This is a genomic window from Pseudomonas anuradhapurensis (assembly GCF_014269225.2).
In the GTDB taxonomy this organism is placed as follows: domain Bacteria; phylum Pseudomonadota; class Gammaproteobacteria; order Pseudomonadales; family Pseudomonadaceae; genus Aquipseudomonas; species Aquipseudomonas anuradhapurensis.
In genome coordinates this window covers 3,751,217-3,771,873 of the sequence record NZ_CP077097.1, presented here as the reverse complement: position 1 = coordinate 3,771,873, position 20,657 = coordinate 3,751,217, and the positions used below count along the sequence as shown (strand labels likewise).

At 63.0% G+C, this 20,657-nt stretch carries 16 protein-coding genes and 5 tRNA genes; 19 read left to right on the top strand and 2 right to left on the bottom strand.

Annotated features, from left to right (window positions below):
- The first annotated feature begins 20 nt into the window (after positions 1 to 20).
- The 16 genes from argR (at position 21) to mgtE (ending at position 16,258) form a co-directional block, all read left to right on the top strand.
- Positions 21 to 1,001, top strand: coding sequence for a transcriptional regulator ArgR (gene argR / locus HU763_RS17365; protein ID WP_186688630.1), 981 nt, complete (start codon positions 21 to 23; stop codon positions 999 to 1,001).
- Positions 1,002 to 1,388: 387 nt separating this feature from the next.
- Complete coding sequence (locus HU763_RS17360; RefSeq protein ID WP_186688632.1) at positions 1,389 to 2,609, top strand: aspartate aminotransferase family protein; 1,221 nt, start codon at positions 1,389 to 1,391, stop codon at positions 2,607 to 2,609.
- Positions 2,610 to 2,741: 132 nt separating this feature from the next.
- Positions 2,742 to 3,761, top strand: coding sequence for an arginine/ornithine succinyltransferase subunit alpha (gene aruF, locus HU763_RS17355; RefSeq protein WP_186688634.1), 1,020 nt, complete (start codon positions 2,742 to 2,744; stop codon positions 3,759 to 3,761).
- A gap of 78 nt (positions 3,762 to 3,839) precedes the next feature.
- Positions 3,840 to 4,868 (top strand): arginine N-succinyltransferase, encoded by a 1,029-nt coding sequence (astA, locus tag HU763_RS17350; RefSeq protein WP_063912885.1) that lies wholly within the window; start codon positions 3,840 to 3,842, stop codon positions 4,866 to 4,868.
- Positions 4,869 to 6,332, top strand: a complete 1,464-nt coding sequence (astD, locus tag HU763_RS17345) for a succinylglutamate-semialdehyde dehydrogenase (RefSeq protein ID WP_170031217.1) — start codon at positions 4,869 to 4,871, stop codon at positions 6,330 to 6,332.
- 23 nt (positions 6,333 to 6,355) lie between these two features.
- Positions 6,356 to 7,705, top strand: a complete 1,350-nt coding sequence (gene astB / locus HU763_RS17340; protein WP_186688637.1) for an N-succinylarginine dihydrolase — start codon at positions 6,356 to 6,358, stop codon at positions 7,703 to 7,705.
- 14 nt (positions 7,706 to 7,719) lie between these two features.
- Entirely contained in the window at positions 7,720 to 8,010 is a 291-nt protein-coding gene (locus tag HU763_RS17335) for a topoisomerase II (protein ID WP_003254508.1), read from the top strand.
- Between the two features lie 10 nt (positions 8,011 to 8,020).
- Positions 8,021 to 9,028 carry a succinylglutamate desuccinylase gene (gene astE, locus HU763_RS17330; RefSeq protein WP_170031213.1) on the top strand — a complete coding sequence of 336 codons (1,008 nt, stop codon included), beginning with the start codon at positions 8,021 to 8,023 and terminating at the stop codon, positions 9,026 to 9,028.
- Positions 9,029 to 9,446: 418 nt separating this feature from the next.
- Complete coding sequence (gene alaS / locus HU763_RS17325) at positions 9,447 to 12,071, top strand: alanine--tRNA ligase (RefSeq protein ID WP_170031211.1); 2,625 nt, start codon at positions 9,447 to 9,449, stop codon at positions 12,069 to 12,071.
- 84 nt (positions 12,072 to 12,155) lie between these two features.
- Entirely contained in the window at positions 12,156 to 13,391 is a 1,236-nt protein-coding gene (locus HU763_RS17320) for an aspartate kinase (protein ID WP_170031209.1), read from the top strand.
- A 167-nt stretch (positions 13,392 to 13,558) separates the two neighbouring features.
- Complete coding sequence (gene csrA, locus HU763_RS17315; RefSeq protein WP_003254503.1) at positions 13,559 to 13,747, top strand: carbon storage regulator CsrA; 189 nt, start codon at positions 13,559 to 13,561, stop codon at positions 13,745 to 13,747.
- A gap of 72 nt (positions 13,748 to 13,819) precedes the next feature.
- Positions 13,820 to 13,910: transfer RNA gene (locus tag HU763_RS17310), tRNA-Ser, on the top strand.
- A 106-nt stretch (positions 13,911 to 14,016) separates the two neighbouring features.
- Positions 14,017 to 14,093 (top strand) — tRNA-Arg (locus tag HU763_RS17305).
- 72 nt (positions 14,094 to 14,165) lie between these two features.
- Positions 14,166 to 14,242, top strand: a tRNA-Arg gene (locus HU763_RS17300).
- 70 nt (positions 14,243 to 14,312) lie between these two features.
- A tRNA-Arg gene (locus tag HU763_RS17295) sits at positions 14,313 to 14,389 on the top strand.
- A gap of 426 nt (positions 14,390 to 14,815) precedes the next feature.
- Complete coding sequence (mgtE, locus tag HU763_RS17290; RefSeq protein WP_170031207.1) at positions 14,816 to 16,258, top strand: magnesium transporter; 1,443 nt, start codon at positions 14,816 to 14,818, stop codon at positions 16,256 to 16,258.
- A gap of 215 nt (positions 16,259 to 16,473) precedes the next feature.
- Here the strand turns inward: mgtE and HU763_RS17285 are convergent, their stop codons facing one another.
- The gene (locus HU763_RS17285; RefSeq protein ID WP_060480503.1) at positions 16,474 to 16,800 is read right to left on the bottom strand and encodes an Arc family DNA-binding protein; all 327 of its coding nucleotides are present in this window, start codon (positions 16,798 to 16,800) and stop codon (positions 16,474 to 16,476) included.
- Between the two features lie 345 nt (positions 16,801 to 17,145).
- Between HU763_RS17285 and phnN the strand changes: the two genes are divergently transcribed.
- The 3 genes from phnN to HU763_RS17270 all read left to right on the top strand — a co-directional run bounded on the left by phnN (position 17,146) and on the right by HU763_RS17270 (position 19,155).
- Positions 17,146 to 17,739 carry a phosphonate metabolism protein/1,5-bisphosphokinase (PRPP-forming) PhnN gene (gene phnN / locus HU763_RS17280; protein ID WP_186688640.1) on the top strand — a complete coding sequence of 198 codons (594 nt, stop codon included), beginning with the start codon at positions 17,146 to 17,148 and terminating at the stop codon, positions 17,737 to 17,739.
- Positions 17,740 to 17,850: 111 nt separating this feature from the next.
- Positions 17,851 to 17,927 (top strand) — tRNA-Arg (locus HU763_RS17275).
- A 229-nt stretch (positions 17,928 to 18,156) separates the two neighbouring features.
- Entirely contained in the window at positions 18,157 to 19,155 is a 999-nt protein-coding gene (locus HU763_RS17270) for a sensor domain-containing diguanylate cyclase (protein WP_186688643.1), read from the top strand.
- Positions 19,156 to 19,276: 121 nt separating this feature from the next.
- Here HU763_RS17270 and lpdA read toward each other — a convergent pair whose 3' ends face one another.
- A complete protein-coding gene (gene lpdA, locus HU763_RS17265) occupies positions 19,277 to 20,656 on the bottom strand; it encodes a dihydrolipoyl dehydrogenase (RefSeq protein ID WP_186688651.1) in 1,380 nt (459 codons plus the stop codon).
- Between the last annotated feature and the right edge of the window lies 1 nt (position 20,657).

Below are 20,657 nucleotides of genomic sequence, written 5' to 3'. Positions count from 1 at the left end.
CAGGTTTCGGACCGCACCCTATGACCACCCAGCGAATCGGTTTTCTCATCTGGCCCAATACCAGGCCCTTGACCCTGGCGCTGGCCGAGGAAGTGTTGCAGGTGGCGCAGCGGGTGCACCCGGAGGTGGTCTACGAGCTGCTGTTCCTGCAGGCGGAGCCGGCGCAGGAGGGCAGTTGGCGCCTGCCGGGCGAGCCGTGGAATGGCCGCCTTGACGGTTGCCAGAAGCTGTTCCTGCTGGCTGACGAGCCGCCGGCGGCGGTGGCGGGCCCCCTGGTGGCGGCGCTCAAGCAGCTGGCGCGCAGTGGCTGCATGATCGGCGGGCTGTCGGCCGGGGTCTATCCCCTGGCGATGCTGGGCCTGCTCGACGGTTATCGGGCGGCGGTGCATTGGCGTTGGCAGGATGATTTTGCCGAGCGTTTCCCCAAGGTCATCGCCACCAGCCACCTGTTCGACTGGGACCGCGACCGCCTGACCGCCTGTGGTGGCATGGCAGTGACCGACCTGCTGCTGGCGGTGCTGGCGCGAGATCATGGTGCGGAACTGGCCGGGGCGGTGTCGGAGGAGTTGGTGGTCGAACGCATCCGCGAAGGGGGAGAGCGCCAGCGCATTCCGTTGCAGAATCGCCTTGGCTCCAGCCACCCCAAGCTGACCCAGGCAGTGCTGCTGATGGAAGCGAATATCGAAGAGCCGCTGACCACCGACGAAATTGCCCAGCATGTGTGCGTGTCACGCCGGCAGCTGGAGCGCATCTTCAAGCAGTACCTCAACCGCGTGCCGAGCCAGTACTACCTGGAGCTGCGGCTGAACAAGGCGCGGCAGATGCTGATGCAGACCAGCAAGTCGATCATCCAGATCGGGCTGTCCTGCGGTTTCTCTTCGGGGCCGCATTTTTCCAGTGCCTACCGCAACTTCTTTGGCGCAACGCCGCGGGAGGATCGCAACCAGCGGCGTAGCAGCAGCCCGTTCGAACTGAGTTCGGCGCCTGCCGAAAAAGGCTGATATTTCCTTACTCTGTGCCGGCACTTTCGCGGCTGAAGCCGCTCCCACAGTGGCCGCACAACGTTCGAATCTTGCACAGGTCCTGTGGGAGCGGGTTCACCCGCGATGTTTGAAGCCTGTGCGGTCCAGGTGGGAGCGGGCGTGCCCGCGAATTGGCCGGTACAGGCAACCACGCTTCTATATGTCTACACCCGTTCACCCAGCCCCCTCTCTCCCGTACACTGCGCGATTGCGACAGTGTTTGTCGCATTGCCGAAAACCTTGTGCAAACAGGGTTTTGCGCTGTAACAAGTTGTCGCTTGGCCGCAAGGACAGGCGCGGATCAGTCCTTACAATCCCCCCATCGCTCGCCACTTCCAGGCCAGCGTTCCTCATCAGGAGACTCAGATGTCCGTTGAGCAAGCCCCGGTGCAACGTGCCGATTTCGACCAGGTCATGGTCCCCAACTATTCCCCGGCGGCCTTCATTCCTGTGCGAGGCGAGGGCTCCCGCGTCTGGGACCAGTCGGGTCGCGAGCTTATCGACTTTGCCGGTGGCATCGCGGTCAACGCCCTGGGCCACTGCCACCCGGCACTGGTCAAGGCCCTGACCGAGCAGGCCAACACCCTCTGGCACGTATCCAACGTATTCACCAACGAGCCGGCCCTGCGCCTGGCTCACAAGCTGGTGGATGCCACCTTTGCCGACCGGGCGTTCTTCTGCAACTCCGGCGCCGAGGCCAACGAGGCCGCCTTCAAGCTGGCCCGGCGCGTTGCCCATGACCGCTTCGGCCCGGAAAAGCACGAAATCATTGCCACCGTGAACAGCTTCCACGGCCGTACCCTGTTTACCGTCAGCGTCGGTGGCCAGCCGAAGTATTCCGACGGCTTCGGCCCGAAGATCACCGGTATCAGCCATGTGCCCTACAACGACCTGGAAGCGCTGAAGGCACAGATTTCCGACAAGACCTGCGCCGTGGTGATCGAGCCAATCCAGGGCGAGAGTGGCGTAGTGCCGGCCGACAAGGCCTACCTGGAAGGCGCGCGCAAACTGTGTGACGAGCACAATGCCCTGCTGATCTTCGACGAAGTGCAGACTGGCGTGGGCCGTACCGGTTCGCTGTATGCCTACCAGCACTACGGTGTGACCCCGGATATCCTGACCAGCGCCAAGAGCCTGGGCGGCGGCTTCCCGATCGGCGCCATGCTGACCACCACCGAGCTGGCCAAGCACCTGGCCGTCGGCACCCACGGCACCACCTATGGCGGCAACCCGCTGGGCTGCGCCGTCGCCTGCGCAGTGCTGGACGTGGTCAACACCCCGGAAACCCTGGCTGGCATCAAGGCCAAGCACGAGCTTTTCAAGGTGCGCCTGGAGCAGATCGGCCAGAAGTACCAGCTGTTCACCCAGGTGCGTGGCGTTGGCCTGCTGCTGGGCTGCGTGCTCGCCGACGCCTGGAAAGGCAAGGCCAAGGATGTGCTCAACGCCGCCGAGAAAGAAGGCGTGATGGTGCTGCAGGCCGGCCCGGATGTGGTCCGCTTTGCCCCAAGCCTGGTGGTTGAAGACGCCGATATCGATGAAGGCCTGGATCGCTTCGAGCGCGCCGTGGCCACCCTGACCCAGGCCTGAACGGCCTGAGGTCCCTTCGCCGGCTCCCGCGCTGCGTGCGGGCCGGCGATACCCGATTCCCGTGCAGGTGCCGGTGCACCTGCCGTTTTTTCGTGCCGCCGTGAGCGGCCCGTATTCCAAAGGAGTGACACCATGCTGGTGATGCGCCCCGCGCAAATGGCTGATCTGAACGAAGTGCAGCGCATGGCTGCAGACAGCCCCATTGGTGTCACCTCGCTGCCGGACGACGCTGCTCGCCTGGGCGACAAGATCGCCGCTTCCGAGACTTCCTTCGCCGCCGAGGTCAGCTTCAACGGCGAGGAAAGCTACTTCTTCGTCCTTGAAGACAGCGAAACCGGCAAGCTGGCAGGCTGCTCGGCGATCGTCGCTTCGGCCGGCTACTCCGAGCCGTTCTACAGCTTTCGTAACGAAACCTTCGTGCACGCCTCGCGCGAGCTGAAGATCCACAACAAGATCCACGTGCTGTCGCTGTGCCACGACCTGACCGGCAACAGCCTGCTGACCAGCTTCTATGTACTGCCGGAGCTGGTGAACAGTGGTTGGGCCGAGCTCAATTCGCGTGGTCGCCTGTTGTTCATGGCTTCGCACCCGGAGCGTTTCGCCGATTCGGTGGTGACCGAGATCGTCGGCTACAGCGACGAGCAGGGTGAATCACCGTTCTGGGATGCCATCGGTCGCAACTTCTTCGACCTCAACTACGCCGACGCCGAGCGCCTGTGCGGCCTGAAGAGCCGTACCTTCCTCGCCGAGCTGATGCCGCACTACCCGATCTACGTGCCGCTGCTGCCTGACCTGGCGCAGGAGGCGATGGGCCAGGTGCATCCGCGGGCGCAGATCACCTTCGACATTCTCATGCGCGAAGGCTTCGAAACCGAGCACTACATCGACATCTTCGATGGCGGCCCAACCCTGCATGCGCGTACTTCGGGCATCCGTTCGATCGCCCACAGCCGGGTAGTGCCGGTGAAGCTCGAGGACGCCCCGGTCAAGGGCGGGCGCCCGTACCTGGTGTGCAACGGCCTGCTGCAGGACTACCGCGCAGTGCTGCTGGACCTGGACTGGGTGCCCGGCAAGCCGGTCAGCCTGAGCCTGGCGGCCGCCGATGCGCTGGGGGTGGGCGAGGGCGCCAGCGTGCGCCTGGTCGCGGTCTGAGGTCTGGCAACAGACGTTTGCGGATTGATGCGTTAGCAGAGTTTCGCGCCGGCCGCCGCCGTCGCACAAGGAGATAGCATGATCGTTCGTCCTGTACGCAGCAGCGATTTGCCTGCGTTGATCGAATTGGCACGCAGCACCGGCACCACCGGGCTGACCACGCTGCCGGCCAACGAAGAGCGCCTGGGGCATCGGGTTGGCTGGGCGGAAAAAAGCTTCCGTGGCGAAGCCGAGCGCGCCGACACCGACTACCTGTTCGTGCTGGAAAACGACGAAGGCCTGGTGGTGGGCATCAGTGCCATTGCCGGTGCCGTCGGCCTGCGCGAACCCTGGTACAACTACCGGGTCGGGCTGACCGTCAGCGCCTCGCAGGAGCTGAAGATCTACCGCGAAATCCCCACCCTGTTCCTGGCCAACGACCTGACCGGCAACTCCGAGCTGTGCTCGCTGTTCCTGCGCAGCGACTACCGCTCGGGCCTCAATGGCCGCCTGCTGTCGCGGGCGCGCATGCTGTTCATGGCCGAGTTCCCCGAGCTGTTCGGCAAGAAGATCATCGCCGAAATGCGCGGCATGTCCGATGAGCAGGGGCGTTCACCGTTCTGGGAAAGCCTGGGCCGGCACTTCTTCAAGATGGAGTTCAGCCAGGCCGACTACCTCACCGGCGTGGGCAACAAGTCGTTCATCGCCGAGCTGATGCCCAAGTTCCCGCTGTACACCTGCTTCCTGTCCGAGGCGGCCCGCAACGTGATCGGCCGCGTGCACAAGGACACCGAGCCGGCGCTGGCCATGCTCAAGCAGGAAGGTTTCAACTACCAGGGCTACGTCGACATTTTCGACGCTGGCCCTGCCATCGAGTGCGATACCGACAAGATCCGCGCCGTGCGCGAAAGCCAGACCCTGGTGCTGGCCGTGGGCACGCCGGGCGATGACGCCACGCCTTACATCATTCACAACCGCAAGCGCGACGACTGCCGCATCACGGCTGCACCTGCGCGGTTGGCTGCCGGTACCCTGGTGGTCGACCCCCTGACGGCCAAGCGCCTGCGCATGGGTGCTGGCGACAATGTGCGCGCGGTGCCGCTGTCGGCAAGCCGGGAGGCCAAATAAATGACCACGCATTACATCGCCGGCAACTGGCAGGCCGGCCAGGGTGAAACCCTGCAGTCGCTCAACCCGGTAACGCAGTCTGTCGTCTGGCAAGGCCAGGGCGCTGACGCCAGCCAGGTAGACGCCGCCGTGCAGGCCGCCCGTCAAGCATTCCCGGCCTGGGCGCAACTGAGCCTGGACGCGCGTATCGAGGTGCTGGAAAAGTTTGCCGAGCAGCTCAGGACGCATGCCGAAGCGCTGGCCCAGTGCATCGGCGAGGAAACCGGCAAGCCGCTGTGGGAGTCGGCCACCGAAGTCACCAGCATGATCAACAAGGTGGCGATCTCGGTGCAAAGCTACCGCGAGCGCACCGGCGAGAAGAGTGGCCCGCTGGCCGATGCCACGGCAGTGCTGCGGCACAAGCCCCACGGTGTGGTGGCGGTGTTCGGCCCGTACAACTTCCCTGGCCACCTGCCCAATGGCCATATCGTGCCAGCCCTGCTGGCGGGTAACTGCGTGGTGTTCAAGCCCAGCGAGCTGACCCCCAAGGTCGCCGAGCTGACCGTCAACTGCTGGATTGCCGCCGGCCTGCCGGCGGGTGTGCTGAACCTGGTGCAGGGCGCGCGTGAAACCGGCGTGGCGCTGGCCGCCAACCCGGGGATCGACGGCCTGTTCTTCACCGGCTCCAGCCGCACTGGCAACCTGCTGCACCAGCAGTTCGCCGGCCGCCCGGACAAGATCCTGGCGTTGGAGATGGGCGGTAACAACCCGCTGCTGGTGGACCAGGTCAAGGACCTCGATGCTGCGGTATACACCATCATCCAGTCGGCCTTCATTTCCGCTGGCCAGCGCTGCACCTGCGCCCGTCGCCTGCTGGTACCACAAGGCAGCTGGGGCGATGCGCTGATCGCGCGCCTGGTCGAGGTGTGCAAGACCATCACGGTGGGGGCGTTCGACCAACAGCCAGCGCCGTTCATGGGTTCGGTGATTTCGCTGCAGGCGGCGCGCGCGCTGCTGGCGGCCCAGGCCGAGCTGGTTGCCAAGGGCGCCGTGAAGCTGCTGGAAATGACCCAGCCGCAGGCCGATGCCGCGCTGCTGACCCCGGGCATCCTCGATGTCAGTGCCGTCAGCGAGCGGCCGGACGAAGAATTCTTCGGCCCGCTGCTGCAGGTGATTCGCTACGCCGACTTCGATGCCGCCATCGAAGAGGCCAACAACACCCAGTACGGTCTGGCTGCCGGTTTGCTGTCCGACTCCCGCGCGCGCTACCAGTATTTCTGGCTGCGCAGCCGCGCCGGCATCGTCAACTGGAACAAACAGCTGACCGGCGCCGCCAGCAGCGCGCCGTTCGGTGGTGTCGGCGCCAGTGGCAACCATCGCGCCAGCGCCTATTACGCCGCTGACTACTGCGCTTACCCCGTGGCCTCGCTGGAGACCGCCAGCCTTGCCTTGCCGGCGACCCTCACGCCGGGCGTCACCCTATAACAACAGGTCTCGGAGCCTAGCCGATGAAATCCTATGAAGTGAATTTTGATGGCCTGGTGGGGCCTACCCACAATTACGGCGGCCTGTCCTACGGTAACGTGGCTTCGCAGAGCAACAGCCAGCAAGGGTCCAACCCGCGCGAAGCCGCGCGCCAGGGCCTGGCGAAGATGAAAGCGCTGGCCGACATGGGCTTCAAGCAGGGCGTACTGGCGCCGCAGGAGCGCCCGGATGTGGCGGCGCTGCGCCGCCTGGGCTTCAGCGGCAGCGATGCCGAAGTGATCCAGCGCGCTGCCAGGGAAGCCATGCCATTACTGGTGGCCAGCTGCTCGGCCTCGAGCATGTGGGTGGCCAACGCCGCCACCGTCAGCCCTAGTGCCGACACGGCCGATGGCCGCGTGCACTTCACCGCTGCCAACCTCAACTGCAAGTACCACCGCAGCATCGAGCACCCGACCACCAGCCGCGTGCTCGGGGCCATGTTCAACGATGAGCGGCATTTTGCCCACCATGCGGCGCTGCCAGCCGTGGCCCAGTTCGGTGACGAGGGCGCGGCCAACCACACGCGCTTCTGCCGTAGCTACGGCGAGGCTGGCGTGGAGTTCTTCGTCTATGGCCGCAGTGCGTTCGACAGCCGCTACCCGGCGCCGCAGAAATACCCGGCCCGGCAAACCCTGGAAGCTTCGCAGGCGGTGGCCAGGCTGCATGGCCTGAGCGACGATGGCGTGGTCTACGCTCAACAGAACCCGGCCGTGATCGACCAGGGCGTGTTCCACAACGATGTGATCTCGGTGGGCAACGGCGAAGTGCTGTTCTACCACGAAGATGCTTTCCTCCAGACCGACACGGTACTTGGCCAGCTGCGAGCTAAACTGGCCAGCAAGGGTGGCAGCTTCCAGGCCATCTGCGTGCCACGCGCAGCGGTGACGGTGGAGGACGCGGTGCGTTCCTACCTGTTCAACAGCCAGCTGCTCAGCCGCGAGGACGGTTCCATGCTGCTGGTGGTGCCGGAAGAGTGCCGCAACAATGAACGGGTCTGGGCCTACCTGGGCCAGCTGACCAGCCAGGGCGGCCCGGTGAAGGAGGTCAAGGTGTTCGACCTCAAGCAGAGCATGCAGAACGGCGGTGGCCCGGCTTGCCTGCGTTTGCGCGTGGCGTTGAAGGAAACGGAACTGGCAGCGGTCAACCAAGGCGTTATCATGACCGCCCCGCTGTACGACACCCTGGTGCAGTGGGTCGACAAGCACTACCGCGACCGCCTTGGCGAAGCGGACCTGGCCGACCCGCAGCTGTTGCTGGAATGCCGTACGGCGCTGGATGAGTTGACCCAGATCCTGAAGTTGGGCTCGGTGTATCCGTTCCAACGCCAACCTTGAAGAGAGACTTTGCAATGACCGACGCCCTGCGCCTGATCCTCGAAGATGAAGACGGCACCCAGCTGGAGACTTCCTGCACCCGCTTTGCCGTGGTCTGGCAAGGCAAGGAAGTGTGGATTCAGCAGGATGGCCGTGGCCAGCTGTTGATCGGCGTGGATGTCGAGGAAGACGACACCGAGTATGCCAACCTGTTGCTGCGGCCGATGGCCACCAACCTGGTCAGCCTGCAACTGGAAATGGAGCCGGCGGAGCTTGGCGAAGACGACGATCACGTCCATGGCCCCGACTGCGGCCACCACCACTAAGGAAGTCCCTATGCTCGCCCTTGGCAAATTGCTTGAGCTGACCCTCACCGATCACGAACCGGCCGAGAAGACCCAAGTGACCCCCAAGGGCGTGCGTTTGCGCTGGCTAGGGGAGGGCGCGCTGGAAGTGCGCCCAGCCGAAAGCGACGATTGCGGGCTCGACTTGCTGTTGTCCGCCGGTATCCACGGCAACGAAACGGCGCCGATCGAGTTGCTCGAGCGCCTGCTGCACGGCGTGGCCAACGGCAAGATCATTCCCCGGGCGCGGGTGCTGTTCCTGTTCGGCAACCCTGCGGCGATCCGCAAGGGTGAGCGCTTCATCGAGCAGGACATCAACCGCCTGTTCAACGGCCGCCACGAGCTGTCCAGTGGCTTCGAGGCCTTGCGTGCCGCGGAGCTGGAACAGTTCGCCCGGGTGTTTTTCAGCAAGCCGGGGCGCAGCCGCCTGCATTACGACCTGCATACGGCCATTCGCGGCTCGAAGATCGAGCAGTTCGCCTTGTATCCCTACAAGGAGGGACGCAAGCATTCCCGCCGCGAGCTGGCACGCCTGGCGGCAGCCGGCATGCAGGCGGTGCTGCTGCAGAGCAAGTCGTCCATCACCTTCAGTGCCTTTACCTATGAGCAACTGGAAGCCGAAGCCTTTACCCTGGAATTGGGCAAGGCCCGCCCGTTCGGCCAGAACGAGCTGGTCAACCTCGACAGGCTGGAACAGCGCCTGATCCAGATCATCGAGCACACCGAGCCGGAAGGCGAAGGTTCGCTGGATGGCTTGCAGCTGTTCAGTGTTTCCCGCGAGATCATCAAGCACAGCGACAGCTTCCACCTGCACCTGCCGGCGGACATCGAGAATTTCTCCGAGCTGAGCAAGGGTTACCTGCTGGCCGAGGACCTGGCGGAGACGCGCTGGGTGGTCGAGGAGGAAGGGGCGCGTATCATCTTCCCCAACCCCAAGGTCAGGAACGGCTTGCGCGCCGGCATCCTGATCGTGCCCGATTCAGGGCAGCGCCTCGGCTAGCGCTAATGGACAACGGTTTGGTGTAGGAGCGGCCTTGCGTCGCGATGGGGCGCGCAGCGGCCCCAGCAATTTCAGCCTGGCCGCCCATGTTGCCGGGGGCGCTACGCGCCCCATCGCGACGCAAGGCCGCTCCTACACAGGCCTTTGCCCGGAATGGCAGCCCATGAAACTCTTTTAATTCACCGCCTGTTCCATTTTCCCTCCCCCTGAGCGGTAATTGGCTTGCCAGTGGCGAAAGGCAGGCTTTAGCATCCGGCCATGTCGTTTTCGTTTGCATAGCCCGAAAAACCGTCCAAACGATGGTTTCTATCGTATAAACACACTGCATCGAGACCGCAGGACCGATATAATGCGGCCCTTTGCCGTCGTTTCGTCGACGCGTTTGCCCAACAGGGCTGCCGTTTCCGTGGAAGAACCTATGAAAAGCGCAGAAATCCGTGAAGCCTTCCTTCGCTTCTTCGAAGAGCAGGGACATACCCGAGTCGCCTCCAGTTCGCTGATCCCGAACAACGACCCGACCTTGCTGTTCACCAATGCCGGCATGAACCAGTTCAAGGACTGCTTCCTCGGTGCGGAGAAGCGTGCCTACACCCGTGCTGTCAGCAGCCAGAAGTGCGTGCGCGCCGGCGGCAAGCACAACGACCTGGAAAACGTCGGTTACACCGCGCGCCACCATACCTTCTTCGAGATGCTGGGCAACTTCAGCTTCGGCGACTATTTCAAGCGCGACGCCATCACCTTCGCGTGGACCTTCCTGACTTCGGAAAAGTGGCTGAACCTGCCCAAGGAAAAGCTCTGGGTCACCGTCTACGCCACTGACGACGAAGCCTACGACATCTGGACCAAGGAAGTCGGCGTGCCTGCCGAGCGTATGGTGCGCATCGGCGACAACAAGGGCGCCCCGTACGCTTCCGACAACTTCTGGACCATGGGCGACACCGGCCCGTGTGGCCCGTGCACCGAGATCTTCTACGACCACGGCCCGGACATCTGGGGCGGCCCACCCGGCTCGCCGGAAGAAGACGGCGACCGCTACATCGAGATCTGGAACAACGTCTTCATGCAGTTCAACCGCACCGCCGATGGCGTGCTGCACCCGCTGCCAGCGCCGTCGGTGGATACCGGCATGGGCCTGGAGCGTGTCAGCGCCGTGCTGCAGCACGTGCATTCGAACTACGAGATCGACCTGTTCCAGAACCTGCTGGCCGCCGCGGCCAAGGCCATCGGCTGCAGCAATGACGGCCAGGCTTCGCTGAAAGTGGTGGCCGACCATATCCGTTCGTGCGGCTTCCTGATCGCCGACGGCGTGCTGCCGTCCAACGAAGGCCGTGGCTACGTACTGCGCCGCATCATTCGCCGCGCCTGCCGCCACGGCAACAAGCTGGGTGCCAAGGGCAGCTTCTTCTACCAGATCGTGGCCGCGCTGGTCGCCGAAATGGGCGCAGCCTTCCCGGAGCTGAACAGCCAGCAAGCGCACATCGAGCGCGTGCTCAAGGCCGAAGAAGAGCAGTTCGCCAAGACCCTGGAGCAGGGCCTGCGTATCCTCGAGCAGGACCTGGCGCAGTTGAAGGGCGACGTGGTACCGGGCGACGTGGTGTTCAAGCTGTACGACACCTATGGCTTCCCGATGGACCTGACTGCCGACATCGCCCGCGAGCGCGAGCTGACCATCGACGAAGCCGGCTTCGAGCGCGAGATGGACGCCCAGCGTGAGCGTGCCCGCTCGGCCAGTGCCTTCGGCATGGACTACAACAGCCTGGTCAAGGTCGACAGCGCCACCGAGTTCCTCGGCTACGACGCTACCGAAGGCCAGGGCAAGGTCATCGCCTTGTACAAGGACGGCCAGGCCGTCGACCAGCTGGGTGAAGGCGAGCAGGGCGTGGTCGTGCTCGACCGCACGCCGTTCTACGCCGAGTCCGGCGGCCAGGTGGGCGACACCGGTTACCTGCAGGCCGGCGCTGCACGTTTCGACGTGCGCGACACCACCAAGACTGGCGGCGCCTTCCTGCACCACGGCGTGGTCGCCAGCGGTGCGCTGCTGATCGGTTCGTCGGTCGAGGCCAAGGTCGATGCCGAGGTGCAGCACGCCACCTCGCTGAACCACTCGGCCACCCACCTGCTGCACGAAGCGCTGCGCCAGGTGCTGGGCGAGCACGTGCAGCAGAAGGGCTCGCTGGTCGACAGCCAGCGCCTGCGTTTCGACTTCAGCCACTTCGAGGCGGTGAAACCGGAGCAGATCAAGGCCCTGGAAGACATCGTCAACCGCGAAGTGCGCAAGAACACTGCGGTGGAAACCGAGCTGACCGACATCGAAACCGCCAAGGCCAAGGGTGCCATGGCGCTGTTCGGCGAGAAGTACGGCGACACCGTGCGTGTGCTGAGCATGGGCGGCGATTTCTCGGTGGAGCTGTGCGGCGGCATCCACGCCAAGCGCACCGGTGATATCAGCCTGTTCAAGATCATCAGCGAAGGCGGCGTGGCCTCTGGCGTGCGCCGTATCGAAGCGGTGACCGGCGCAGCGGCGCTGGCCTACCTGAACGCTGCCGAAGAGCAGGTCAAGGAAGCCGCGCAACTGGTGAAAGGCAACCGTGACAACCTGATCGACAAGCTGTCGGCTGTGCTCGAGCGCAACCGCCAGCTGGAGAAGCAGCTGGAACAGCTGCAGGCCAAGGCCGCCAGCGCCGCCGGGGATGATCTCTCCAACGCGGCCGTTGAGGTCAAGGGCGCCAAGGTGCTCGCCGCCCGCCTGGACGGGCAGGACGGCAAGGCCTTGCTGGCGCTGGTCGATCAACTGAAGAACAAGCTCGGCCACGCAGTGATCCTGCTGGGCAGCGAGCATGAGGGCAAGGTCGTGCTGGTGGCCGGTGTGACCAAGGACCTCTCCAGCCAACTCAAGGCTGGCGATCTGATGAAACAAGCCGCTGCGGCGGTGGGTGGCAAGGGCGGTGGCCGTCCGGACATGGCCCAGGGTGGTGGCGTCGACGTCGCTGCACTGGACCAGGCCCTGGCGCTGGCCGTGCCATTCGCAGAGCAGGGACTTTGAGATGGGTCGGCCAGTGGTCTAGTCGCTGGCCGACCCATGTTGGATTGTTTTTTGGGGCCCTGAATGGGCTGAGGCACCATTGAAATGGCGTTGATCGTACAGAAATTTGGCGGCACCTCTGTCGGTTCCATCGAGCGGATCGAGCAGGTAGCCGATAAGGTCAAGAAACACCGTGAGGCGGGCGACGACCTGGTGGTTGTGTTGTCGGCCATGAGCGGTGAAACCAATCGCCTGATCGACCTGGCCAAGCAGATCAGCGATCAGCCGGTTCCCCGCGAGCTGGACGTGATCGTGTCGACCGGTGAGCAGGTCACCATTGCCCTGCTGGCCATGGCCCTGATCAAGCGTGGTGTGCCAGCAGTGTCCTACACCGGCAACCAGGTGCGCATCCTCACCGACAGCGCGCACAACAAGGCGCGCATCCTGCAGATCGACGACCAGAAGATCCGTGCCGACCTCAAGCAAGGCCGCGTGGTCGTGGTAGCGGGCTTCCAGGGCGTCGACGAGCACGGCAACATCACCACCCTGGGCCGTGGCGGCTCCGACACCACCGGCGTGGCCCTGGCGGCGGCGCTGAAGGCCGACGAGTGCCAGATCTACACCGACGTCGACGGCGTCTACACCACCGACCCGCGCGTCGTGCCGCAGGCCCGTCGCCTGGAGAAGATCACCTTCGAAGAGATGCTGGAAATGGCCAGCCTCGGTTCCAAGGTGCTGCAGATCCGTTCGGTGGAGTTCGCCGGCAAGTACAACGTTCCGCTGCGCGTGCTGCACAGCTTCAAGGAGGGTCCGGGTACCCTCATTACCATTGATGAAGAGGAATCCATGGAACAGCCGATCATTTCCGGTATCGCCTTCAACCGTGATGAAGCCAAGCTGACCATTCGCGGCGTGCCGGACACTCCGGGCGTGGCCTTCAAGATCCTCGGCCCGATCAGCGCCTCGAACATCGAGGTCGACATGATCGTGCAGAACGTTGCCCACGATAACACCACCGACTTCACCTTCACCGTACACCGCAACGAGTACGAGAAGGCCCAGAGCGTGCTGGAAAACACCGCGCGTGAAATCGGTGCCCGTGAAGTGATTGGCGATACCAAGATCGCCAAGGTCTCGATCGTTGGCGTCGGCATGCGTTCGCACGCCGGTGTTGCCAGCCGCATGTTCGAAGCCCTGGCCAAGGAGGGCATCAACATCCAGATGATCTCCACCTCCGAGATCAAGGTTTCGGTGGTGATCGAAGAGAAGTACCTGGAGCTGGCCGTGCGCGCGCTGCACACCGCGTTCGAACTCGACGCTCCGGCACGACAGAGCGAGTAAATCGCTGCCTGGAAGGGCGCGGCTTGCCGCGCCCTTCGCGTTTCTGCTTGCCACGCAGGCCCTGTCCAAGCCTGCGTGGCGGGCAACCAAGGCCCGAGCCGTCGTCCACGGCCAGGCCGCGACACCCAAGACTGTTATCCCTGTATGTTTCGCGTAAGGAGAAAGCTATGTTGATTCTGACTCGTCGGTGCGCCGAGAGCCTGATCATTGGAGACGGCGAGATCACCGTGACGGTGCTCGGCGTCAAAGGCAACCAGGTGCGTATCGGCGTCAGCGCCCCGAAAGAAGTGGCCGTTCACCGCGAGGAAATCTACCTGCGGATCAAGAAGGAGAAGGACGAGGAGCCAAGCCTTTAATTTTTTTGAAGTTTTTTTCAAAAAAAGGGTTGCAAACGAGGAAGGCTGTGTTTAATATTCGCCTCGTGTTGCGGTGAGGTGGCCGAGTGGCCGAAGGCGCTCCCCTGCTAAGGGAGTATACCTCATAAGGGTATCGGGGGTTCGAATCCCCCCTTCACCGCCATTATTCGCTTAGGGCGCTGCAAACAGTAAGAACGCTAAGTAGTTGATTTTAAACGAAAAAGTTCTTGCAAAAATGTTTCAGCGACCTATAATGCGCGGCAAGACACGGACTCATAGCTCAGCTGGATAGAGTACTCGGCTACGAACCGAGCGGTCGGAGGTTCGAATCCTCCTGAGTCCGCCACTTTTGAAGTGGCTTTGATTGCAAGGCTGCTTCAAATCACCAGTGGTAACCTGGTCTAAAAATACCAACCACGGACTCATAGCTCAGCTGGATAGAGTACTCGGCTACGAACCGAGCGGTCGGAGGTTCGAATCCTCCTGAGTCCGCCACTTTTGAAGTGGCTCTGCTTGCAAAGCTACTTCAACCACCAGTGGTAACCTGGTCTAAAAATACCACCACGGACTCATAGCTCAGCTGGATAGAGTACTCGGCTACGAACCGAGCGGTCGGAGGTTCGAATCCTCCTGAGTCCGCCACACCCCATCAAGAAGCCCGCTCAATTGAGCGGGCTTTTTGTTTTCTTCACCAATGAATTGTTGGTGATGTCGATCTAAGCTCTCCTGTAGATGTGGCGTTTGGCTTTGCGGCCGGGTAGGGCCGGAGATCAACCCCGCCAGGCATACACATCCAGGCACAACAAATGTGCTTTAACCGCCAGACCCACCGTCGCACTGATAGCTTCGAGCGTTGTCCCAGCTTTATCACGCAAACGATTGTTCTGGCCAAAATTTTCAGCGATCTGACAGCTTTAGCAGTGTATGATTGCGCCCGTCAGCCCCGCCGGGGCTTGTGGAAAACCACCATGGACTTACCCAGTAGTTACTCGCTAACAAGATTCGTACAGAAAGATCTGACCGATTGATTCTCCCGGCGTGCTCCGCTGCTGGGAGTGGAGTTCGCCTATGACTGAAGTAGAAGTAAAAAAAGCGCAGGAAAGCCTGCAGGACCGCCTGGCCCAGGTGGTCGAACTGCTGCAACGCCAGCGCGTGGTCGAAGACCTGACGCACCGTCAGGAAGGTGCCCACCACGACCTGGTGGAAAACCTCGTTCACCGTCAGAACCTTGTCGAGCTGCAGCGCAAGCTCGATGACCTGCACCCCGCCGACATCGCCTACATCCTCGAAGCCTTGCCCCTGGAAGACCGCCTGACGGTCTGGCAGCTGGTGCGCTCGGATCGCGATGGCGACATCCTCCTGGAAGTTTCCGACGCCGTGCGGCAATCGCTGATCGCCGACATGGACGATCACGAGCTGCTCGCCGCCGCCAAGGAAATGGACGCCGACGAGCTGGCCGACCTGGCGCCAGAGCTGCCGCGTGACGTTATCCACGAGTTGATGGAAACCCTCGATGCCCAGCAGCGCGAGCGCGTGCGTTCGGCATTGAGCTACGACGAGGAGCAGGTCGGTGCGTTGATGGACTTCGAGATGGTCACCATCCGCGAAGACGTCAGCCTGGAAGTGGTGTTGCGCTACCTGCGCCGCCTGAAAGAGTTGCCGAACCACACCGACAAGCTGTTCGTGGTCGACTATGACGGCATCCTCAAGGGCGTGTTGCCGATCAAGCGCCTGCTGGTCAACGACCCGGAGAAGAAGGTGGCGGAGGTCATGGCGACCGACCCGGTGTCCTTCCACCCCGAGGAAGATGCCTACGATGCGGCACAAGCCTTCGAGCGTTATGACCTGGTGTCTGCGCCGGTAGTGGACAAGAACGAGCGCCTGATCGGCCGTCTGACCATCGACGAAATGGTCGACCTGATTCGTGAAGAAAGCGAAAGCGAAGTGCTGAACATGGCCGGTCTGCGCGAGGAGGAGGACATCTTCGCCTCGGTCTGGCGTTCGCTGCGCAACCGCTGGGCCTGGCTGGCGATCAACCTGATTACCGCCTTTGTCGCTTCGCGGGTGATCGGCCTGTTCGAAGGGTCGATCGAGAAACTGGTGGCGCTGGCCGCCCTGATGCCGATCGTGGCGGGTATCGGTGGCAACTCCGGCAATCAGACCATCACCATGATCGTGCGCGCCATGGCGCTGGACCAGGTGTCGCCCGGCAACACCAGCCGCCTGATGCGCAAGGAGCTGGCGGTATCGCTGCTCAACGGCCTGATCTGGGGTGGGGTGATCGGGGTGGTGGCGTTCTGGCTGTATGGTAGCTGGTCGCTGGGCCTGGTGATGACCGCGGCAATGACCTTGAATCTGTTGCTGGCAGCCTTGATGGGGGTGTTGATTCCGATGACCTTGACGCGCCTGGGCCGCGACCCGGCAATGGGCTCCAGTGTGATGATCACTGCGGTTACCGACAGTGGTGGCTTCTTTATCTTCCTCGGCCTGGCCACGCTGTTCCTGCTGTAACCCGCTCTTTGCGGCCTACGCGATCCTGTAGGAGCGGCCTTGTGTCGCGATGCAAAGCGGCCCCAGGACTTCAGCGGCGCTGCATGGATTTTTGGGGCCGCTTTGCGGCCCATCGCGACACAAGGCCGCTCCTACAAAGACCGCATCTCTTGCAGGATCATGCGCCCACAAAAAAGCCAGCTTACGCTGGCTTTTTTTCATGTTCGCCGAGCGCCTCAGGAGGCGTCAGCGGCCATTTCCACATCATGAGCGATGAGGGCGACCAGCGCGTTCTGCTGGCGGTGGGACAGCTGGCGGAAGCGTTGCAGCAGCTCGCGCTCATGCAGGGACAGCTCTGGGCTGTCCATGCGCATGCTCAACTCGTCACCCAGCGCACCTTCCTGGATAAGGCTCTGTTCCAGGCGTGCGATGATCTCGGAGTTCATGCTGCGGTGATGGTTGCGCGCTACCTCGGCAATGCGCTCACGCATCCCGTCTGGCAGGCGGACGACGAACTTGTCAGCGGTGCGGCTCGAATAAATAGCCTGTTTCATTGGGCGCATATAAATTGACCGGATTTTGGTTCAGGGGAAGCGGTTCTCAAATTGGCCGCACGGGGTGGAAGTACGACCGTGGCGACGACAAAATGTTCAACCGCCAGTGAAAAATGGATGCTCATCTTGCCTCATGGTCGCCGTTTCCTTGGCGTCAATTCTGTGACAAATACTGATCTGGATAAAGGCTTTATGCCAGTACCAATTATCAGAAATGAGCACTGGTTTGAAAAGTTTTACATGCACAGGCTATTCAAACTGTCAGTCTTTTGCCGTCAAAAACTGGTAAAACGCAGCAAAAGCCGGAGAAAAGCCCTAGAATGCGCCGGTTTCCTTTCATAGAGCATAGTGGCTATGCAACATGACGCAAGCGACCGCCGATCAGGGACCGGCCGGCTGATATACCTGATAGGACCGTCGGGTTCCGGGAAAGATTCCCTGATCGACGCTTCACGTGAGCGACTGGCTGCTGCCGGGGTGGAAGTCGCCCGCCGGGTCATTACCCGTTCGGCCGAAGCCAAGGGCGAAGCTGCCCACGGGGTCACGGCCGAGCAGTTCGAGGCGTTGCGTGCGCAGGGCGGGTTTGCCATGCACTGGCGAGCCAATGGCCTGGATTACGGCATACCTCGGCAGGTGGACGACTGGCTGGCGCAGGGCAGGGCGGTGCTGGTGAACGGTTCGCGCGCATATCTGGCCGAGGCACGCCAGCGCTATCCGGGCCTTCTGGCGGTGCTGGTTCAGGTCCGGCCCGAGGTGTTGCGCCAGCGCTTGCTGGCTCGCGGCCGGGAAAGCGCTGAGGAAATCGAGCAGCGCCTGGCTCGTAATGCCCGCTTGCAGGCGGTGACCGATCCATCGCTGCACGTGCTGGACAACTCCACCGCCCTGGCGTCAACGGTAGAAGCGTTGTTCGCGCTGTTGCGTGATGAAGGTGTGCTGCCGCAGGTGTAGCATGGGCAGAAAAGGATTACGCGAAAAAGCCTGCTTGAGGCATGACAAACGCCAGCATGCTGGTTAACATGCTGGCCGTCCCGCTGTGCAGCGCTCGCTGCCGGTGCCAGCGTCTCAGTAGCTCAATTGGATAGAGCATCCCCCTCCTAAGGGGAAGGTTGCAGGTTCAATTCCTGCCTGGGACGCCATTTCTCCTTCCCCTCTGAAGCTGTATTGCGGCGTTGGCTATCGGCTTGCGTCATAGCAGCCATGTCAGTCGTCAACTCGATAAAAAATCCAACCTGAGTGCTATTCCGATGGCAGCACGCAGGGCCTATGCTGCTCGTCACAGAAATGACCTTGCCGCTTGCGGCAATTACCACGTGGTCGGCAGCCCCTTGGTCGGAGCGCAGTTGCTGGGCATCAGGGAGAGCTTCGATGAGTCAGCAAACCGGGCCGGTACCTGCCGGCTTCAGTGAGCAACAGTTGCACACCTTGTTCGATCTGGTCAGCGACGGTATCTGGGACTGGGATGCCAACACCGGCTACGTCTATCGCAACCCGGGCTGGTACGCCATGCTCGGCTACCCCAGCCATTCCCTGTCCAATTCGGTACTCACCTGGGAAAGCGTGATTCACCCGGAGGATTATTCACGGGTAATGGCGCATTTCGAGGCGTACATCAACCAGCGCAACGAGCGTTACCTGGTTGAGTACCGCTGCCGCTGCCACGATGGCAGCTACCTGTGGATCGAAGACAGCGGCTACATCATTGCCCGTAACGAAGACGGCTCGGTGGCGCGCATGCTCGGCGCCCACCGCAATATCGATGCCGGCAAGCGCCTGGTGGCGCAGCTGGAGCAAAGGAACCTGTCGCTGGAATGCCAGGTGGCCGAGCGTACCCGTGAGCTGTCCTGGGTGAACCAGCAGTTGCAGCGCCAACTGGAGGAGAACCGCGAGCTGGCAGAGCGCGATGCGTTGACCCGCGTTGCCAACCGCTACCGGCTGGAGAAGACCCTGCGACTGGAATGCGAGCGGGCGCAGCGTTTTCGCCAGCCATTGGCCCTGATAGCCATGGACCTGGACGATTTCAAGCCAATCAATGACCGCCACGGTCATGCCCAGGGGGATGCCGCGCTGGTGCGGGTGGCCGACAGCCTGCGCAGCTGCCTGCGTGAGCGCGACCTGCTGGCACGCTGGGGTGGCGACGAGTTCGTCATCGTGCTGCCACAGACTGCATTGGCGCAGGGCCTGGAGCTGGCCGCACGGTTACGCCATGTGGTGGCCCAGGTGGAGCCGGTGGGCGATTGCCGGCTGACCATCAGCTATGGCGTGGTGCAGTGGCAGTTGGGAGAAGATCAGCATGCCCTGCTGGCGCGTGCCGACCAGGCGCTGTACCGGGCCAAGGATGCCGGCAAGGATGCCATAGCCGAGTAACCGGCTTTGCCAGAACCGGCCCTGTCGCCAGCGTGCCGGCGACAGGGCCGGTTCTGGCACGAAAAAAGACCCGCGGCGCCTCGGGGCGCAGCGGGCCAAGTCGGCCTCGGCCGCTTCAGTGTCAGATGTGCAGGGCGTGGCCCAGGGCGCGCAATGCCGCTTCCTGTACCGCTTCCCCCAGCGTCGGGTGGGCATGGATGGTACCGGCCACATCTTCCAGGCAGGCGCCCATCTCCAGCGACTGGGCAAACGCCGTCGACAGCTCGGATACCGCCACGCCAACGGCCTGCCAACCGAGGATCAGGTGGTTGTCACGGCGCGCGACCACCCGCACGAAACCGCTCTTCGATTCCAGGCTCATGGCCCGGCCGTTGGCGGCGAACGGGAACTGCGCGACGATGCAGTCCAACCCTTGCTGGCTGGCCTGTTCCGGGGTCTTGCCGACCACCACCACTTCCGGGTCGGTGAAGCACACCGCGGCAATCGCGCTGGGCTCGAAGCGGCGGGCCTTGCCGGCGATGATCTCGGCGACCATCTCGCCCTGGGCCATGGCCCGGTGCGCCAGCATCGGCTCGCCAGCCACGTCGCCGATGGCCCATACGTTGCGCATGCTGGTCTGGCAGCGTTCGTCGATGGCGATGGCTGCGCCGTTCATCTTCAGGTCCAGGCATTCCAGGTTGAAGCCTTGCGTGCGCGGTCGGCGGCCGACGGCCACCAGCACCTGGTCGGCTTCCAGGCGCAGCTGCCCGCCCTGGCCATCCCGGGCCAGCAGGCAGCCGCCTTCGTAGCCTTCGACGCTATGGCCCAGGTGCAGGGCGATGCCCAGCTTCTTCAGCGACTCAGCAACCGGCGCCGTCAACTCACTGTCGTAGGTCGGCAGGATGCGCTCGCGCGCTTCCACCACGCTGACCCGCACGCCCAGTTTGCGGTAGGCAATGCCCAGTTCCAGGCCGATATAGCCACCGCCCACCACCACCAGGTGCTGCGGCAGGGTTTTCGGCGCCAGGGCTTCGGTCGAGGAAATGATCGGCCCGCCCAGCGGCAGCATCGGCAGTTCGACACTGCTGGAGCCGGTGGCCAGCAACAGGTGCTCGCACTGGATACGTTGGCCATCGACCTCGACCTGCTTGCCGTCGAGGACCTTTGCCCAGCCATGAATCACCTTGACCCCATGCTTTTTCAGCAAGGCGGCCACGCCGGTGGTCAGGCGGTCGACGATGCCGTCCTTCCAGGCCACGCTCTGGCCGATGTCCAGGCGCGGCGAGGCAACGCTGATGCCTAGCGGCGATGGTTCGGTAAAGCGTGAAGTCTGGTGGAACTGTTCGGCCACATGGATCAACGCCTTGGACGGGATGCAGCCGATGTTCAGGCAGGTACCGCCCAGCGCCTGGCCTTCCACCAGCACGGTGGGGATGCCCAGTTGCCCGGCGCGGATGGCCGCCACGTAGCCGCCAGGGCCGCCGCCGATGATCAACAGGGTAGTCTGGATAGTCTGTTGCATG

What these genes read in the sequence shown, in the direction of transcription:
- argR (WP_186688630.1), top strand. Translation starts at nt 21, where the DNA reads ATGACCACCCAGCGAATCGGTTTTCTCATCTGGCCCAATACCAGGCCC.
- HU763_RS17360 (WP_186688632.1), top strand. Translation starts at nt 1,389, where the DNA reads ATGTCCGTTGAGCAAGCCCCGGTGCAACGTGCCGATTTCGACCAGGTC.
- aruF (WP_186688634.1), top strand. Translation starts at nt 2,742, where the DNA reads ATGCTGGTGATGCGCCCCGCGCAAATGGCTGATCTGAACGAAGTGCAG.
- astA (WP_063912885.1), top strand. Translation starts at nt 3,840, where the DNA reads ATGATCGTTCGTCCTGTACGCAGCAGCGATTTGCCTGCGTTGATCGAA.
- astD (WP_170031217.1), top strand. Translation starts at nt 4,869, where the DNA reads ATGACCACGCATTACATCGCCGGCAACTGGCAGGCCGGCCAGGGTGAA.
- astB (WP_186688637.1), top strand. Translation starts at nt 6,356, where the DNA reads ATGAAATCCTATGAAGTGAATTTTGATGGCCTGGTGGGGCCTACCCAC.
- HU763_RS17335 (WP_003254508.1), top strand. Translation starts at nt 7,720, where the DNA reads ATGACCGACGCCCTGCGCCTGATCCTCGAAGATGAAGACGGCACCCAG.
- astE (WP_170031213.1), top strand. Translation starts at nt 8,021, where the DNA reads ATGCTCGCCCTTGGCAAATTGCTTGAGCTGACCCTCACCGATCACGAA.
- alaS (WP_170031211.1), top strand. Translation starts at nt 9,447, where the DNA reads ATGAAAAGCGCAGAAATCCGTGAAGCCTTCCTTCGCTTCTTCGAAGAG.
- HU763_RS17320 (WP_170031209.1), top strand. Translation starts at nt 12,156, where the DNA reads ATGGCGTTGATCGTACAGAAATTTGGCGGCACCTCTGTCGGTTCCATC.
- csrA (WP_003254503.1), top strand. Translation starts at nt 13,559, where the DNA reads ATGTTGATTCTGACTCGTCGGTGCGCCGAGAGCCTGATCATTGGAGAC.
- mgtE (WP_170031207.1), top strand. Translation starts at nt 14,816, where the DNA reads ATGACTGAAGTAGAAGTAAAAAAAGCGCAGGAAAGCCTGCAGGACCGC.
- HU763_RS17285 (WP_060480503.1), bottom strand. Translation starts at nt 16,800, where the DNA reads ATGCGCCCAATGAAACAGGCTATTTATTCGAGCCGCACCGCTGACAAG.
- phnN (WP_186688640.1), top strand. Translation starts at nt 17,146, where the DNA reads ATGCAACATGACGCAAGCGACCGCCGATCAGGGACCGGCCGGCTGATA.
- HU763_RS17270 (WP_186688643.1), top strand. Translation starts at nt 18,157, where the DNA reads ATGAGTCAGCAAACCGGGCCGGTACCTGCCGGCTTCAGTGAGCAACAG.
- lpdA (WP_186688651.1), bottom strand. Translation starts at nt 20,656, where the DNA reads ATGCAACAGACTATCCAGACTACCCTGTTGATCATCGGCGGCGGCCCT.